This window comes from Haemophilus sp. CCUG 66565 (assembly GCF_001679495.1).
In the GTDB taxonomy this organism is placed as follows: domain Bacteria; phylum Pseudomonadota; class Gammaproteobacteria; order Enterobacterales; family Pasteurellaceae; genus Haemophilus; species Haemophilus haemolyticus_K.
In genome coordinates this window covers 134,249-151,149 of sequence record NZ_LZOX01000002.1, presented here as the reverse complement: position 1 = coordinate 151,149, position 16,901 = coordinate 134,249, and the positions used below count along the sequence as shown (strand labels likewise).

Annotated in this window: 17 protein-coding genes and 1 riboswitch; of the genes, 7 read left to right on the top strand and 10 right to left on the bottom strand. The window is 37.0% G+C overall.

What is annotated here, in order from left to right:
* Positions 1-18: 18 nt before the first annotated feature.
* From A9501_RS02090 to msrAB, 3 genes are read right to left on the bottom strand one after another with little or no spacing between them, the layout of a single operon-like run.
* Positions 19-489: a redoxin family protein gene (locus A9501_RS02090; protein WP_065264747.1), complete on the bottom strand. Its 471-nt coding sequence runs from the start codon at positions 487-489 to the stop codon at positions 19-21.
* 41 nt (positions 490-530) lie between these two features.
* Entirely contained in the window at positions 531-1,172 is a 642-nt protein-coding gene (locus A9501_RS02085; RefSeq protein WP_005628783.1) for a cytochrome c biogenesis protein CcdA, read from the bottom strand.
* A gap of 11 nt (positions 1,173-1,183) precedes the next feature.
* Positions 1,184-2,245 carry a bifunctional peptide-methionine (S)-S-oxide reductase MsrA/peptide-methionine (R)-S-oxide reductase MsrB gene (msrAB, locus tag A9501_RS02080; protein WP_065264746.1) on the bottom strand — a complete coding sequence of 354 codons (1,062 nt, stop codon included), beginning with the start codon at positions 2,243-2,245 and terminating at the stop codon, positions 1,184-1,186.
* A 178-nt stretch (positions 2,246-2,423) separates the two neighbouring features.
* Here msrAB and A9501_RS02075 point away from each other — a divergent pair, with 178 nt between their 5' ends.
* Complete coding sequence (locus A9501_RS02075) at positions 2,424-3,287, top strand: DMT family transporter (RefSeq protein ID WP_065264745.1); 864 nt, start codon at positions 2,424-2,426, stop codon at positions 3,285-3,287.
* 100 nt (positions 3,288-3,387) lie between these two features.
* Here A9501_RS02075 and A9501_RS02070 read toward each other — a convergent pair whose 3' ends face one another.
* On the bottom strand, positions 3,388-3,561 hold the full coding sequence (locus tag A9501_RS02070) for a zf-HC2 domain-containing protein (protein WP_065264744.1): 174 nt from the start codon (positions 3,559-3,561) through the stop codon (positions 3,388-3,390).
* Between the two features lie 9 nt (positions 3,562-3,570).
* Entirely contained in the window at positions 3,571-4,116 is a 546-nt protein-coding gene (locus A9501_RS02065; RefSeq protein ID WP_065264743.1) for a sigma-70 family RNA polymerase sigma factor, read from the bottom strand.
* A gap of 110 nt (positions 4,117-4,226) precedes the next feature.
* Here A9501_RS02065 and A9501_RS02060 point away from each other — a divergent pair, with 110 nt between their 5' ends.
* A complete protein-coding gene (locus A9501_RS02060; RefSeq protein ID WP_048952591.1) occupies positions 4,227-4,508 on the top strand; it encodes a hypothetical protein in 282 nt (93 codons plus the stop codon).
* A gap of 67 nt (positions 4,509-4,575) precedes the next feature.
* On the opposite strand, the gene rng is transcribed toward A9501_RS02060, so the two are convergent.
* Positions 4,576-6,051 carry a ribonuclease G gene (gene rng / locus A9501_RS02055; protein ID WP_046950290.1) on the bottom strand — a complete coding sequence of 492 codons (1,476 nt, stop codon included), beginning with the start codon at positions 6,049-6,051 and terminating at the stop codon, positions 4,576-4,578.
* A gap of 115 nt (positions 6,052-6,166) precedes the next feature.
* On the opposite strand from rng, the gene putP reads away from it, so the two are divergent.
* Together putP and cmoB are read left to right on the top strand one after the other, a co-directional pair.
* Complete coding sequence (gene putP / locus A9501_RS02050; protein ID WP_065264742.1) at positions 6,167-7,681, top strand: sodium/proline symporter PutP; 1,515 nt, start codon at positions 6,167-6,169, stop codon at positions 7,679-7,681.
* Positions 7,678-8,643, top strand: a complete 966-nt coding sequence (gene cmoB, locus A9501_RS02045) for a tRNA 5-methoxyuridine(34)/uridine 5-oxyacetic acid(34) synthase CmoB (protein WP_065264741.1) — start codon at positions 7,678-7,680, stop codon at positions 8,641-8,643. Before putP ends, cmoB begins: the two co-directional genes overlap by 4 nt.
* A 51-nt stretch (positions 8,644-8,694) precedes the next feature.
* On the opposite strand, the gene ilvN is transcribed toward cmoB, so the two are convergent.
* The 3 genes from ilvN to A9501_RS02030 all read right to left on the bottom strand — a co-directional run bounded on the left by ilvN (position 8,695) and on the right by A9501_RS02030 (position 12,695).
* Positions 8,695-9,186 (bottom strand): acetolactate synthase small subunit, encoded by a 492-nt coding sequence (gene ilvN, locus A9501_RS02040; RefSeq protein ID WP_065264740.1) that lies wholly within the window; start codon positions 9,184-9,186, stop codon positions 8,695-8,697.
* Entirely contained in the window at positions 9,186-10,907 is a 1,722-nt protein-coding gene (locus A9501_RS02035) for an acetolactate synthase 3 large subunit (RefSeq protein WP_065264739.1), read from the bottom strand. The genes ilvN and A9501_RS02035 overlap by 1 nt, the downstream gene beginning before the upstream one ends.
* 267 nt (positions 10,908-11,174) lie before the next feature.
* Positions 11,175-12,695: a Na+/H+ antiporter NhaC family protein gene (locus A9501_RS02030; RefSeq protein ID WP_065264738.1), complete on the bottom strand. Its 1,521-nt coding sequence runs from the start codon at positions 12,693-12,695 to the stop codon at positions 11,175-11,177.
* Between the two features lie 57 nt (positions 12,696-12,752).
* Positions 12,753-12,929: riboswitch (Lysine riboswitch) on the bottom strand.
* Between the two features lie 224 nt (positions 12,930-13,153).
* On the opposite strand from A9501_RS02030, the gene A9501_RS02025 reads away from it, so the two are divergent.
* The 3 genes from A9501_RS02025 (at position 13,154) to aroA (ending at position 15,763) form a co-directional block, all read left to right on the top strand.
* Positions 13,154-13,558: an H-NS histone family protein gene (locus A9501_RS02025; protein ID WP_065264737.1), complete on the top strand. Its 405-nt coding sequence runs from the start codon at positions 13,154-13,156 to the stop codon at positions 13,556-13,558.
* Positions 13,559-13,628: 70 nt separating this feature from the next.
* Complete coding sequence (gene purU / locus A9501_RS02020; protein ID WP_065264736.1) at positions 13,629-14,465, top strand: formyltetrahydrofolate deformylase; 837 nt, start codon at positions 13,629-13,631, stop codon at positions 14,463-14,465.
* Entirely contained in the window at positions 14,465-15,763 is a 1,299-nt protein-coding gene (gene aroA, locus A9501_RS02015; protein WP_065264735.1) for a 3-phosphoshikimate 1-carboxyvinyltransferase, read from the top strand. The genes purU and aroA overlap by 1 nt, the downstream gene beginning before the upstream one ends.
* A gap of 40 nt (positions 15,764-15,803) precedes the next feature.
* On the opposite strand, the gene A9501_RS02010 is transcribed toward aroA, so the two are convergent.
* Complete coding sequence (locus A9501_RS02010; RefSeq protein WP_065264734.1) at positions 15,804-16,898, bottom strand: lytic murein transglycosylase; 1,095 nt, start codon at positions 16,896-16,898, stop codon at positions 15,804-15,806.
* Positions 16,899-16,901 lie beyond the last annotated feature (3 nt).

The window sequence follows — 16,901 nt, the reverse complement described above, 5'->3', positions numbered from 1 at the left end:
ATTACCGGCCGCTTGATTTTATTTCTCAATAAACTTAATTATTTGCTCCCGTCCTAAATGTCCTGGCACAGTTTTCTTCACATTTAAATCAGCATCTAAAAATAGATTAAACGGATAACCTCGAACATGAACACGATCAATAATTTCACCATTTTCATCTAGCAAGACTTTAATATTTTTATATTCTAGCCCGTTGTACCATTCAATAAAATCAGCAGTGCCTTTTTCGCCTTTGTGATCGGGCGAAACAATGGTAATTACTTCAAAATTGCGATCTTTTTCCGCACTTAAATCATCAATTTCAGCTAATCCTGCCAAACAGATCGGACACCAAGATGCCCACATTTTTACATACACAGGTTTGCCTTTATATTGGCTTAAAGTAACTGGCTGATTGTTTAAATCTTTGAGTTGCACATCCGCTAAATTAGTTTGTGCAAAAGCGTTTAGGCTGAATGCCATTAGAAATATTGATAGTAGTTTTTTCATTGTTTTTTCCTTTTATAGATTTATTTTGTTGAGGTTATGTTTTACGAAAAATTATTCGTAATCAATAAAATGCCCATCACGATAATTAAAATTCCGCCACCGATTTTAAATTTGTCTAAGTGTTTATTTAACCCTTTAGCACGTTTTAGTAAGCTGTCAGAAAAGAACGAAAACAGTACAAAAGGCGTTGCCAAGCCTAAAACATAAACAAACATCATCGATGCACCGTAAAGTGCAGAGCCTTCATCGCCTGATAAGGCTAACACGGAAGCCAGAATCGGGCCAATACAAGGTGTCCAACCAAGACTAAACGTTAAACCAAGCACAAATGCCTCAAGTGCGGTTGATTTTCCTGATGTTTTTATTTCCACCAATTTCGTGCGTTCCAACAAGCCAATTTTGAAAATGCCAAGTTGATGAATACCCAAAATAATCACAATAACGCCAGCGATAATGCGGGTGGTGTTACTAAATAAAATATTCCCTAAAAAACCAAAACTAAAGCCTAAACTTACAAACGTAAGGGAAAGCCCTAAAATAAATAAAAAAGTATTTAGGACTTTTTTACCACCTTTACTCAAAATACCAAAATAAATTGGAATAATCGGGAAAATACAAGGCGAAAGAAAAGAAGCAAGTCCCGCTAAAAATACAGTTCCAATAAGGAGTTGTTGATCTAACATCTTGCATCTCCTTATTTTTTAATGGATTGAATCAAATATCCGTATCCTGCCTTTTCCATTTCAGCTAACGGAATAAATTTAATTGATGCACTATTAATGCAATAACGCAAACCGCCTTTATCTTTCGGACCGTCGTCAAAAACGTGACCCAAATGGGCATTGCCCGCACGGCTTAACACTTCAGTACGTTGCATATTAAAACTATTATCCGTTTGATAATGCACTACCTCTTTTGCTATTGGTTTCGTAAAACTCGGCCAGCCACAACCCGATTCAAATTTATCATTTGAAGAAAAAACAGGCTCGCCTGTGGTGACATCAACATAAATACCCGGTTGGAAATTATCCCAATATTCATTACTAAAAGAGCGTTCAGTATGTTTATTTTGAGTGACGGAATATTGCAACGGTGTCAATTTCGCTTTGAGTTCTGCATCACTCGGTTTCGGATAATCTTTCTCGTCAATCACAGGTTCATCTGCTTTGGTAATATCAATATGGCAATAACCATTTGGGTTTTTCTTCAAATAATCTTGATGATATTCTTCCGCTACGATGTAATTTTTAAGCGGTTGAACCTCAATTTGTACTGGTTTTTTATATTTGGTTTGAAGCTGGGCGAGTGCTTGTTCGATCACCGCTTTATCTGCCCCATCTTGATAATAAATCCCTGTGCGATATTGTCTGCCACGATCGTTGCCTTGTTTATTTACGCTGGTTGGATCAATCACTTTAAAATAATATTGTAATAATTTATCGAGTGAAATTTGATTTGCATCGTAAGTAACTTTTACGGTTTCTGCATGATCGGTTACCCCAATCATCTGATAACTAGTTTTCTCCGTATTACCATTGGCATAGCCAGAAATCGCATCTTTCACACCGTGAATACGCTCCATATATGCTTCCATACCCCAGAAACAGCCGCCAGCAAGATAAATTTCTCGAATGTTTTGTGTATTTTCCATTGCCATTTTTTGTTCTCCAGATGATGATGTTGAACTCTGTATCGCTAAAGTTGGTGTAGCACAGCAAAGTGCGGTAATGAATAGAAATGTTTTTGATAGTTTCATTGTTTTTCCTTATGATGTGAAAATTAACGTTACATAAGGTTAGACGGCGGACAATCTGATTTCTTACAGATTTTTGTAAAATTTTTTAAGAAATTTATGAAAATCCATTGTTATAACCAATAATAAAGAGCTAAAAAACACTGTTTCGCCCTCTTTTCTAAGGTAAAAAAGGATCTATATGCAATCATATTCCACTCCTTCGCTTTATCACAAAGCGATTAGTTTTATGGTATCAGCGTACTTTTCCATTACCTTGATGAATGTATTTGTCAAAACCGCTTCTCAAACAATCCCTGCAAGTGAAACCTTATTTTCACGCTTTTTAATCGGCTTGCTTTTCTTACTACCTTTTGTAATTAAAGATCTCGACTTTAAAGTAGATACCCGTCAATGGAAATTTTTAATCCTGCGGAATGCCGCGGGTGTATCGAGCATGTTGATTAACTTTTATGTCGTGAAGTTCTTACCGCTTTCCATCGCTGTCTTATTGATGAATACCTCTGCCCTATTTATCCCGATTTTATTGCTCTTTTTCCATCAAAAAACACCGCTTAATGTACTTTTGTGTAGCTTAATCGGTTTTCTTGGCGTTTCCATTATTTTACTCACTAATCACAATGGCAATGTTGATCCTATTTATGTGCTGATTGGATTATCTGGTGCTGTATTGGCAGGAATGGCATTTATTGGCTTACAAGAATTAAACAAATACAACACACCAAAAAATATCGTATTTTATTTTCATCTGATTGGTACACTCATGCTACCAATCTTCTTTATTCATCAATGGAAAATCCCTAATTTATACGAGCTTGGTTTATTGCTATTGGTGGGCGGATTTGGATTGATTTTCCAATTATTGCTCACTCGCGCTTTCAGATATGCGCCAGCCAACGTTATTACCCCTTTTGCTTTCACTGGCGTCATTTTCTCTAGCGTTTTCGACTGGCTCTTTTGGCATCATACGCCTAACCTCTATTTTTGGTTCGGCGCAGTTGTAATTGTGGGAGCGGTAAGTTTATTGGCAAAAATGAAGAAATAAACACTTTATTTATAAGAATATTAAATTCAGTACAATTAGGTTAGCTGGCTCAATAAAGTGCGGTGAAAAGTAACGGTGTTTTTTTACTCTGTCAAAATTCCTAATGTGAATCTTTAAATTTCTTCATCATCATACTTAAAGTTTTGCAATTTCGTTGAAAACGACGGCAATGAGGGCAAGTTAACAAATGCATTTTTAAACCTATTTTTTCTTGCAGTTCTAATGATCGCTCATGAGAATCAGAAATTATTCGAGTGGCTTGAATACAACGCATAATTTTCTCCTAAAGTTTTTTTGATAAACAATTTTGCAACTGCAAACGGGCCCGATAAAGTGTGGTATGTAAGTTGGAGGTAGTAAGCTGAGTTTCTTGACAAATTTCATCCGATGACAATTCTAAAAACTCTCTCATCATGAAAATTTTGGCATGTTTAGCGGGTAAACAAGTAAGACAGGTTTCAAAAATCAACCAAAACTCATCAGAATACACTGTTTCCTCTTCGCCCTGTAATTCGCTCGGATAATATTCTATTTTCCAATGCCCTGTATCATCAAAAAATGTATTAGTTGACTGTTCATCTTCAATTTCACTTTCTAATACAAAGCGTCCTTTCTGACGAAGATAATCAATAATTTTATTTTTTAGAATGGCAAAAACCCAAGTTTTAAAAGCGGCTTGATGTTTAAAATTCGCGAGATTGTTAAATGCACTTAAAAATGCTTCTTGTACTAAATCCTCAGCAAGATCGGTATGGTGCAACTGTAACATTGCAAATTTCAGCATCTGCGTACGAATTTGTTGGAGTTCCGTATCAGAAATGGCATTCATTTTAATTCCTTTAAAATTTTTGTAAGAAATGAAAAAGTGTTTCGTCTAATAACATGAAAGAAACTATTTCTTTCAATACTATTTTTACCACTTAAACAAGGAAATTTAAAATGAAAAATATTACATTCAAAAGTGCAATCTTAGGTATGGCTATGTTATTTGGTGTAACAACCGTTTATGCAGAAGAAATGAAATCTGATGCCATGCCAATGAAATCAGAACCGATGATGAATACCCCAATGAAAAAAATGATGAAATCAGATGACATGCAAATGCACTCTGACCACATGATGAAGTCTGATGAAATGGGAATGAAATCTGATATGAAAATGAAATCTGATAAAAAGATGAAATCAAATAAAAAAATGAAAATGGCAAAAGAAAAAATGTAAAGAACAGTCTGTAAAAGTGCGGTAAAAAATCTCAAAAATTTTTCACCGCACTTTATTGAAACAGAGTTTACATCACCACCACATCAAACTGTTCTTGGTTATAAAACTGTTCTGTTTTTACCTTTACTCGTTTGCCAATAAACATTTCTACTTCTGGCAGCAAACCGTGAGATTCTTCATTAATAAGATATTCGGAAACCGCTGGTGAGGCATAAACAACAAATTGTTCACTACTGAATAAATGATACACCCGAATAATTTCACGCATAATTTCGTAACAAACTGTCTCAACGGTTTTCACCCGACCGCGTCCATGGCAAGTTGGGCATTCATCGCATAGTACATGCTCAAGGCTTTCACGAGTTCTCTTACGAGTCATTTCCACAAGGCCTAATTGCGTAAAGCCATTCACATTGGTTTTCACACGATCTTTAGAAAGCGCATCACATAAAGATTCTAATACTCGATTGCGGTGTTCATCTGTTTGCATATCAATAAAATCAATAATGATTATGCCACCAAGATTACGTAGTTGGAGTTGCTGAGCAATAGCTTTAGTTGCTTCAATATTGGTATTGAAGATGGTTTCTTCTAGATTACGATGCCCCACAAATGCACCGGTATTAATATCAATGGTGGTCATGGCCTCTGTTTGCTCAATAATTAAATAGCCACCTGATTTGAGATTAACACGTTTATCTAAGGCTGTTTGGATCGCATTTTCAACCCCATACACATCAAATATAGGTTGATTGCCAGAATAAAGAACAAGTTTATCGCTTAATTCAGGCATAAATTCATCGGTAAATTCTTTCACTTCGCCAAAGCAAAGTTTAGAGTCGATACGAATTTTTTCTAAGTTTGTGCCGATAAAATCACGCAAAATACGTTGTGGAAGCGCTGGCTCGCCGTAAATTTTTGATTTAGTTGGATATTTAGATTTACGCTCTAAGACTTTACGCCATAAGCGCTTTAAAAATTCAGCATCTTGACGTAATTCTTCTTCGCTTGCTCCTTCTGTGGCGGTGCGAATAATGAACCCGCCAAGTTCATCACAAAAAGGTTCAACCAATGCTTTTAAACGGGCACGTTCTTCTTCGCTTTCAATGCGTTGTGATACGCCCACGTGGCTATTTTCTGGCATAAAAACAAGATGACGCGATGGCAATGTGATGTCTGTTGTTAAACGTGCGCCTTTTGTACCAAGCGGATCTTTCACTACTTGTACAACAATATCCTGCCCTTCGCGTACTAATTCTGAAATGCTCTTAACTTTAAATTGCTTTTGTTCATTTTCATCTACACATTCTGTGTGGGATACAATGTCAGCAGCGTGTAAAAAAGCCGCTTTTTCCAAACCAATATCAACAAAAGCAGACTGCATTCCAGGTAGCACTCGAGTCACCCGACCTTTATAAATATTTCCGACAATTCCTCGTTTGGCTTGGCGTTCAATATGCACTTCGCGCAACATTCCTGTTTCTACTAGCGCAATGCGTGTTTCGTTAGGAGTTACGTTCATCAATAACTCTACAGCATCCATTTTATATTCCTAATTTCTTAAATTTCATCAAATATTCAGTCTAAATAGAATAATAGCCCGAAATAAGGTAAAATGCACCCTTTCTGAAATTTTTAACCCATTTTGGACTTTTCAAATGTTTGGATTCGACCCAACTCTTGTTACTTTTACTATTTATATTTTCGGGATGTTGCTGATTGGCGTACTCGCCTATTATTACACGAATAATTTATCAGATTACATTCTCGGCGGACGTCGTTTAGGCAGCTTTGTCACGGCAATGTCTGCTGGTGCTTCAGATATGTCTGGTTGGCTTTTAATGGGCTTACCTGGTGCAGTATATTTATCAGGCTTAGTTGAAGGCTGGATTGCTATCGGCTTAACGCTTGGCGCTTATTTTAACTGGCTTCTGGTGGCTGGTCGTTTACGTGTTTATACTGAATTAAATAATAATGCCCTCACTCTTCCAGAATATTTCCACAATCGCTTTGCTACATCACATAAATTATTAAAAATTGTTTCTGCTACGATTATTTTAGTATTCTTCACTATTTATTGTGCTTCGGGTGTAGTGGCAGGTGCAAAATTATTCCAAAATTTATTTTCAGTCGAATATTCCACCGCACTTTGGTATGGCGCATTAGCCACCATTCTTTACACTTTTATTGGTGGTTTTTTAGCAGTAAGTTGGACAGATACCATTCAAGCAACCCTTATGATTTTTGCGTTGCTCTTAACGCCTATTTTTGTGTTATTAAACATTGGTGATACCACTCAATTTTCCGCGGTATTAGCTCAAGCTGAAGCAGCCGCCAATAAAGATTTTACCGATTTATTTACTGCCACTACCCCACTTGGTCTATTAAGCCTTGCCGCTTGGGGATTGGGATATTTTGGGCAACCACATATTTTGGCACGTTTTATGGCGGCTTATTCTGTTAAATCACTTATCAAAGCTCGTCGCATTAGTATGACATGGATGGTGCTTTGCTTAGGTGGTGCAATTGGTATTGGTTTCTTCGCGATACCTTATTTCTTTGCCAATCCAAACATTGCAGGCACAGTCAATAACGAACCTGAGCAAGTGTTTATTGAACTCGCTAAACTTTTGTTTAATCCTTGGATCGCGGGCATATTACTTTCTGCTATTTTAGCTGCAGTAATGAGTACATTAAGTGCGCAGTTGTTAATTTCATCTAGCTCTATCACAGAAGATTTCTACAAAGGTTTTATTCGCCCTAACGCATCTGAAAAAGAGCTAGTATGGCTTGGAAGAATTATGGTATTAGTTATTGCCGCACTTGCGATCTGGATCGCACAAGATGAAAACAGCAAAGTATTAAAACTTGTCGAATTCGCTTGGGCTGGTTTTGGTAGTGCATTTGGCCCTGTGGTGCTTTTCTCTCTTTTCTGGAAACGAATGACCTCATCGGGCGCGATGGCAGGTATGCTTGTAGGCACAGTGACAGTATTTGCTTGGAAAGAAGTTGTTCCAGCTGATACCGATTGGTTCAAAGTATATGAAATGATTCCTGGATTTGCTTTCGGTAGCCTTGCAATTATTGTTGTCTCATTGCTTTCCAGCAAACCGGAACAAAATGTTCTCGATACCTTTGACAAAGCAGAAAAGGCCTATAAGGAAGCAAAATGATCGACTTTCGCCCTTTTTATCAACAAATTGCGACCACAAATTTATCAGACTGGTTAGAAACCTTACCACTCCAATTAAAAGAATGGGAAACTCAAACTCATGGCGATTATACAAAATGGAGCAAAATTGTTGATTTCCTACCTGATTTACATGCTGATGAAATCAATCTCAAAAGTGCGGTGAAATCTGACCGCTCTTCTCCCCTTTCAGAAGGTGAAAAACAACGAATTATCCATCATTTAAAACAATTAATGCCATGGCGAAAGGGGCCTTATCATCTTTTCGGCATTCATGTAGATTGTGAGTGGCGTTCAGATTTTAAATGGGAGCGTGTTCTTCCTCATTTAGCACCGCTGCAAGGTCGCACTATTTTAGATGTAGGTTGTGGCAGCGGTTATCATATGTGGAGAATGGTAGGAGAAGGCGCAAAAATGGTCATCGGGATTGATCCTACCGAGCTTTTCCTTTGCCAATTTGAAGCCATACGCAAGCTGCTTAATAATGATCGTCGAGCAAATCTTATCCCGCTTGGTATTGAACAAATGCAACCATTAGCGGCATTTGACACTGTATTTTCAATGGGCGTACTCTATCATCGTAAATCCCCATTAGATCACTTAAGCCAGTTGAAAAATCAATTGGTAAAAGGGGGTGAATTGGTATTAGAAACGTTAGTGGTGGATGGCGATGTAAATACTGTACTCGTACCGGCAGATCGCTATGCGAAAATGAAAAATGTTTATTTTATCCCCTCTGTCGCTGCACTAATTAACTGGCTAGAAAAAGTTGGCTTTACCAATGTACGTTGTGTGGATGTTGCAACAACCACATTAGAAGAACAGCGTAAAACTGATTGGTTGGAAAATGAAAGCCTGATTGATTTCTTGGATCCAAATAACCACAGTAAAACCATTGAAGGTTATCAAGCTCCGAAAAGAGCGGTCATTTTAGCGAATAAATAAGCTTTCAATCAAAAAAAGGGGGGATATTCTCCCCCTTATTTTTACCTACTACTATAAAATATTCTTTTCACCACGGGATAAACTAATTAATCCTGAACGAACTATTTCAAGCAATGTTGCCTCCTCTTTTAATGCATTAATAAAAGCATCAATTTTATCTTTCGTACCGCTAAGCTGAACGGTATAAGATTTTGGCGTCACATCTACAATCTGTCCACGGAAAATATCCGATAAACGTTTGATCTCATCACGAGATGAACCAACAGCTCTTACTTTAACCAAAACTATTTCACGTTCTACATGCTCTTGCTCACTCAAATTAATCACTTTAAATACATCAACTAATTTATGAAGTTGCTTTTCGATTTGCTCTAAAACCTGCTCATCTCCCACAGCTTCTATCGTCATACGAGACAATGTAGGATCGTCCGTTGGTGCAACTGTCAAACTTTCAATATTAAATGCACGTTGGGAGAATAAACCAACAACACGCGATAAAGCACCAGACTCATTTTCGAGTAAAACAGATAAAATTCTACGCATTAGTTTGTCTCCTCTTGAGGTTTACTTAAAATCATTTCATTCATTGCGCCACCACGAATTTGCATTGGATACACATGCTCAGATTCATCTACATTAATATCTACAAATACTAATTTATTTTTAATGCTGAATGCTTCTTGCAATTTACTTTCAAGTTCATCTGGTGTCGCAATTTTTATACCGACATGACCATAGGATTCAGCCAATTTCACAAAATCAGGCAAGGAATTCATATAGGTTTGCGAATGGCGGCCAGAATAAATCAAATCTTGCCATTGTTTTACCATTCCTAAGAAATGATTGTTCAAACAAATAATAACAACAGGGATGCCATACTGAGTTGCAGTAGAAAGCTCTTGAATATTCATTTGAATACTTCCATCGCCAGTAACGCAAACAACCGTTGCTTCCGGATGAGCCAATTTTACGCCTAATGCAGCAGGCAAACCAAATCCCATGGTGCCCGCGCCACCAGAGTTAATCCAATGACGAGGCTCATCAAATGGATAATGTAACGCTGCAAACATTTGATGTTGCCCTACATCAGAAGCCACATATGCCTGTCCTTTAGTAAGACGATATACCGCTTCCATGACTTGTTGCGGTTTAATCACGCCAGAAGTGCGGTCAAATTCCAAACATTTTTTTGCTTTCCATTGGTTGATTTCTTGCCACCAACTTTCAAGATCTGTTTGAGATTTTAATCCCTCTTCATTCAATAAACTCAAAAATTCTTCCAATACATTTTTCGCATTTCCGACAATTGGAATCGCCGCTGGAACATTTTTAGAAATCGAGGTTGGATCAATATCAATATGAATTACTTTGGCATTTGGGCAATATTTTTCTAAGTTATTTGTTGTACGATCATCAAAACGAACACCAACCCCTAAAATAAGATCACTTTCGTGCATTGCCGTATTGGCTTCGAAAGTACCGTGCATCCCTAACATTCCTAGGAATTGTTTATCTGTGCTTGGATACGCGCCTAATCCCATTAGAGAGGCTGTTACAGGTAAATTTAAACGATGTGCTAAAATTGTTAATTCTTCACTACACTCCGCTGAAATTGCCCCGCCACCCACAAAAAGCACAGGTTTTTTCGCCACTAAAAGTGCTTTTAATGCTTTTTTAATTTGGCCTTTATGTCCATTTACTGTGGGATTATAAGAGCGTAACTCGACAGATTTTGGATATTCATACGGATATTTAAAATTAGGATTTACTGTATCCTTTGGAATATCCACCACAACAGGACCAGGACGACCAGTTGAGGCAATATAAAAGGCTTTTTTTAGTATCGCCGGAATATCTTCTGCTTTTTTCACAATAAAACTATGTTTTACAACCGGGCGAGAAATCCCTACCATATCACATTCTTGGAATGCATCTCGGCCAATTAAATTACTCATGACCTGACCAGAAATAATGACCATAGGAACAGAATCTGTATAAGCCGTTAAAATACCAGTGATTGCATTTGTAGCTCCAGGGCCAGATGTTACTAACACACATCCCACCTTACCTGTTGAACGTGCATAACCATCCGCCATGTGAACAGCCGCTTGTTCATGGCGAACTAAAATATGTTCAATACCACCTAGTGTATGGATTGCATCATAAATATCTAATACCGCTCCACCAGGATAACCAAATAAATACTCTACGCCTTCATCGCGTAAAGACTGAACGACCATCTCTGCGCCAGATAACTTCTTCATCTTTTACTCCTAAAACGAACCGCACTTTTTAAAAGTGCTCATGCTTTGTATCAATGATTTACATCATACTAAGCAAAAAGTTTTTGTCTAGTGCACACAACAGCTAAAAACAGCATTTAAACAGAATAAAAAATTAAATAATAACAAAAATTCAGATTATTATAAAAAAAACAATAATTTTAAATAAAAAAATGCGACTATATGTCGCATTTTATAAATTAAGCAAAATTTAATTTTTTATTCAGTTTTTTGAACTAGATCACATTTTTAACGTTTTTTCACTGCAAATACGATTAAAAATAATGAAACCGCTGTCGCAACAAAACCAGCTAAACCTGAATAAGTAAAACCGACCACGATATAACCGATAGCCGTGGCAGTTGCAACTGTCGCGGCATAAGGAAGCTGGGTAGTCACATGATCCATATGGTTACATTTTGCACCGGTTGAAGACAAAATCGTTGTATCCGATACTGGCGAACAGTGGTCACCACATACCGCTCCCGCCATTACCGCTGATAAACAAGGGAGTAATAATTCTGGCGCAGCATTTGCAGCCATAGCCGCTGCAATTGGTAACATAATACCAAATGTCCCCCAGCTCGTACCAGTTGAGAATGCCATTGCAGAACTAAGAATAAATAAAATTACAGGTAAGAATTGCATTGGGATATTACCAGAAACAAGAGAAGATAAATATTTACCAGTTTGCATATCCCCAACGACTTTATTAATTGTCCACGCAAAGAATAAAATCGCAATTGCACCAGACATTGATTTAATACCTACGATCCAAGAACGTGCATATTCTGGAACACTTACTTGACGATCAATAATAATTAATAAAGTAGAAACTAGAATTGAGCAAGTACCACCCACAACTAAAGAAGTTCCAACAACCGTATTTTCAAATGCACCTAAAATGCTAAATTCTTTACCATCCGCTGCTAATGCTGATGCACCAGTGTAAATCATCATTGTAACCGTTGAAAAAATTAAAACTAAGATAGGTAATACGAGATTACGTACGTGACCTTTTGCACCCGTTTCTTCTTCTAATTCATCTTCAGAATTTTCCAAAGCTAATTTTTCATGGCGTGCCATTGAAGCAATATCGAAAGAAAAATATGCTACAAAGAACACCATAATAATTGAGAAAATTGCATAGAAGTTCATTGAACTCATTGCCACGAATGCGCCAATTGGTGTGTACTCCGTGATCGAATAAGTCGCTAATAAACCGCCTACTAAAGTAATAATGTATGCGCCCCAACTTGAAACAGGCATCATTACACACATAGGTGCTGCCGTTGAATCCAAAATATAAGCAAGCTTAGCACGAGAAACTTTAAAACGATCTGTCACAGGACGAGCAATTGCGCCTACAGCAAGACTGTGGAAATAATCGTCAATAAAAGTAACAAAAACTAATGATGCAGCTAATAATTTAGCACCACGACGACCTTTAATACGGCTTTGTGCCCATTCAGCAAACGCACGATTACTACCTGATACAGTTAAAAGTGCGGTTAAAACACCAAGCAATAATAAGAACAAGACAATGTTCATATTAGAGTTAATTGCACCATCAGCATAAACAAGTGAAATCACGTTGCTTGATAGATAACTGAAAGAGGGGCCAATATTCCAGCCACCTAACATTAACGCACCAACAATAATCCCTGCACTGAGAGACACCAATACACGACGAGTTGCAATCGCCAAGACAATCGCCAGTAAAGCTGGGATGATTGACCAAACTGAGGATGAAAAATCGATAAGTTCCATTAAGAGATACCTACAATTAATGGAGAGAACGGAAAGCAAAGGACAGAATAAGACCAGAACAACCGTAGCGCTCCATAGTTAATCAAAAAAACTATGACAGTGACGCCCCTTTCAAGTACGCCACCAACTAGCTGAAATGACTTTCAACTAATTTCGGCAATCATTCCTTTCTTTTTTCTTCATCGTTATCCACTCAGAAAAAATACTTATAATAATTGCACCTCTACTTTTGTAGTGTCTAACAAGATTACCTTAAAAATCTTGCATTGCCAACAAAAATAATATTATTTTTATAATAAATTTAGATAAATACACCTTAATTTTAAAACAAAATATTAACATAATTTAATTTTAATATATTTATATAAATTCAGTATTTACAAATTTTTTAACTTTCTCTATTATTAATAACGCCAATTTTAAATTAACAAACATTGATTTTTACTATGAGGTTTATAATGAATGAATTAACAAAAGGATTAATGAATCTACGTAGTTTGCGTGTTGCTGTACGTGAACTCACTTTAGAACAAGCAGAAAGCGCGCTTGAAAAGCTACAAACTGTAATTGAAGAAAAACGTATTGCTGAAGAGGAATTGATTAAGTCTGAAGCAGAACGTAAAGAGCGTATTGCAAAATATAAAGAATTAATGGAACAAGATGGTATAACGGCTGAAGAATTCCAAGCTATTTTTAATGTGTCATCAGTTGCTCCTAGAGCTAAACGAGCACCTCGCCCTGCAAAATATGCCTTTATTGATGAAAATGGCGAGCATAAAACATGGACAGGCCAAGGCCGAACACCTCGTCCTATTCAAAATGCATTAAATTCAGGTAAATCATTATCTGACTTCGAAATTTAATTTTTCTATTTGAAACTAGAACCCATTTTTATGGGTTCTATTTTTTTATCTAAACCTAGCACGCAACATTATGATCGAAAAAAAAATATTACTCACCGATTGTCCTGATGATAAAGGCCTAATAGCTAAAATAACTAACATTTGTTACAAACATCAACTAAATATTCTGCATAATAATGAATTTGTAGATTTTGAAACCAAACATTTCTTTATGCGCACAGAATTGGAAGGTATTTTTAACGAAGCTACTTTATTAGAAGATCTAAAATATAGCTTACCCGAAGGAACACATTGTCGATTAATTGGTGCAAAACGTAAACGAATTGTTATTTTAGTCACAAAGGAAGCTCACTGTCTCGGCGATATTTTAATGAAAAATTATTATGGTGCGCTTGATGTAGAAATTGCAGCCGTAATCGGCAACCATGATAATTTACGCGAGCTCGTTGAGCGCTTCAATATTCCATTTCATTTAGTTAGTCATGAAGGCTTAACTCGTATTGAGCACGACAAATTATTAGCTGAAAAAATTGATGAATACACACCAGATTATATTGTTCTCGCTAAATATATGCGTGTACTAAATCCCGAATTTGTTGCTCGTTATCCAAATCGAGTGATTAATATCCACCATTCATTTTTACCTGCTTTCATTGGCGCAAAACCTTATCAACAAGCCTATGAACGAGGTGTAAAAATTATCGGCGCAACAGCACATTTCATTAATAATGAATTGGATCAAGGCCCAATCATTATGCAAAATGTCATTAATGTGGATCATACTTATAGCGCAGAAGCGATGATGCGTGCTGGACGTGATGTGGAAAAAACCGTGTTAAGTCGCGCACTTGATCTTGCTTTACACGATAAAATTTTTGTTTATAAAAATAAAACGGTGGTGCTGTAATGGAAAAAATCACCCTTTCTCCAATAAGTGCGGTTGAAGGAACAATTAATTTACCGGGTTCTAAAAGTTTATCAAACCGAGCATTACTTTTAGCCGCCTTAGCTAAAGGCACAACAAAAGTAGCCAATTTATTAGATAGCGATGATATTCACCATATGCTTAATGCATTCAGCTCCTTAGGCGTGAAATATCAACTTTCTGATGATAAAACAATTTGCGAAATTGAAGGCTTAGGAGGTTCGTTTAATATTCAAGATGGACTTTCTCTTTTCCTTGGCAATGCAGGAACCGCAATGCGTCCCTTAACAGCCGCGCTTTGTTTAAAGGGGCAAAAAACGGGGGAAATCATCTTAACAGGTGAACCTCGTATGAAAGAACGGCCAATTCTACATTTAGTAGATGCATTACACCAAGCGGGTGCAGAGATTCGCTACTTAGAAAATGAAGGTTATCCTCCGCTCGCAATTCGTAACAGTGGGATAAAAGGGGGAAAACTCAAAATCGATGGTTCTATTTCATCCCAATTTTTGACCGCACTTTTAATGTCTGCTCCACTTGCAGAAAATGATACAGAAATTGAAATTATCGGTGAATTAGTCTCTAAACCTTATATTGACATCACCCTTTCAATGATGAAAGATTTTGGTGTTCATGTTGAAAATCATGATTATCAAAAGTTCTACGTAAAATGCAATCAGTCCTATATTTCACCTGGTAAATATTTAGTAGAAGGTGATGCCTCATCAGCCTCTTACTTTCTCGCAGCTGGCGCTATTAAAGGAAAAGTAAAAGTAACAGGAATTGGCAAAAACTCAATTCAAGGCGATCGTTTATTTGCTGATGTATTAGAAAAAATGGGTGCAAAAATCACTTGGGGAGAGGATTTTATTCAAGCCGAACATAATGAATTACACGGTATTGATATGGATATGAACCATATTCCTGATGCTGCAATGACGATAGCAACCACTGCTCTTTTTGCCAACAGCGAAACCGTCATTAGAAATATTTATAACTGGCGCGTAAAAGAAACTGATCGATTAACAGCAATGGCAACTGAGCTACGTAAAATTGGTGCAGAAGTCGAAGAAGGTGAAGATTTTATTCGTATTCAACCGCTTGCATTCAATCAGTTTAAACATGCTGATATTGAGACTTATAACGATCACCGCATGGCAATGTGCTTTTCGTTAATTGCACTTTCAAATACATCAGTCTCAATACTTGATCCTAAGTGTACAAGCAAAACATTTCCGAAATTCTTCTATGAATTTGAGAAAATTTGTATAAGAAAATAACTTAAAGTGCGGTCAAAAATATGACCGCACTTTTCGTACATTATAATCCTACATTATCTTTAATCCGTTCAGCAAACATGCCGATGCTCAATGCAAAATAATTAGATTTATTCCAATCTAAAATAGTACGGAAATTATTCGAAACTAAAAATGCTCTGCCTGCTTCACGATCAGGGCGAACTAACCAAAGCTCAGCATTTTCAAGTGTACTTAACTTGGCTTGCTCCTGTGGATTGGCGCTTTTTAATATTAGCCCCATCGCTTGCCAATCTTTTAAAGAGCGAGCTTTATTGCTTTCTGTACCAGAATAACTCAAATCAATAGGTTGCGTGAGCATCACCTCTACGCCCCAGGGCAAACTATTATCCCAGCCTACTGTATGCAAATAATTTGCAATAGAAGCAAAAGTATCAAACTGGTTTTTCCAAATATCTTTTACGCCATCATTATTTCCATCAGCCGCATAACGTAAGAAAGTGCTTGGCATAAACTGAGTTTGTCCCATCGCGCCCGCCCATGAACCTAACATACGTTCACGTTGAATATGATCTTTTTCAAGCATTTTCATGGCTGAGATAAATTCTTTCGTAAATAATTTTTCTCTCCGACCTTCAAAAGCCAACGTTGCCACTGCAGAAAGTACATCATATTTGCCTTGATAATGCCCGAAACTACTTTCCATTCCCCATAACGCAAGCAAATATTCCTGCTGAACACCATATTTTTGGCTTGCTTTTTGCAATGGGGCTTGCACTTCCGAATAACGCTCACCCGCGACATTCACTTTATTTTGCGTTAGCACTCTATTGAGATAATTGCTCGTTCCATTAGGATTAGCCACTGGAGGTGAATTCGGATCTCTTTTACGAATTTTACCGGCTTGTTCACGATCTAAATCTACTGCCTTTTGCATATAGAGAATATTATTTTGAGCATTCAATACCGATAATGACACACCTTCAGCGGCGGCTTTACCTTTTAAAAATTGAACATAATCATTAAAATTTTCTGGCGTTCTTTGCTTAGTATAACTGGTGCTATTGACCACTGGCTTAATATCAGGCGAACTAGAACAGCCAACTAAAAAAAGTGCGGTGGATAATGCAGAAATTTTAAATAAAATATTTAATTTCATCGT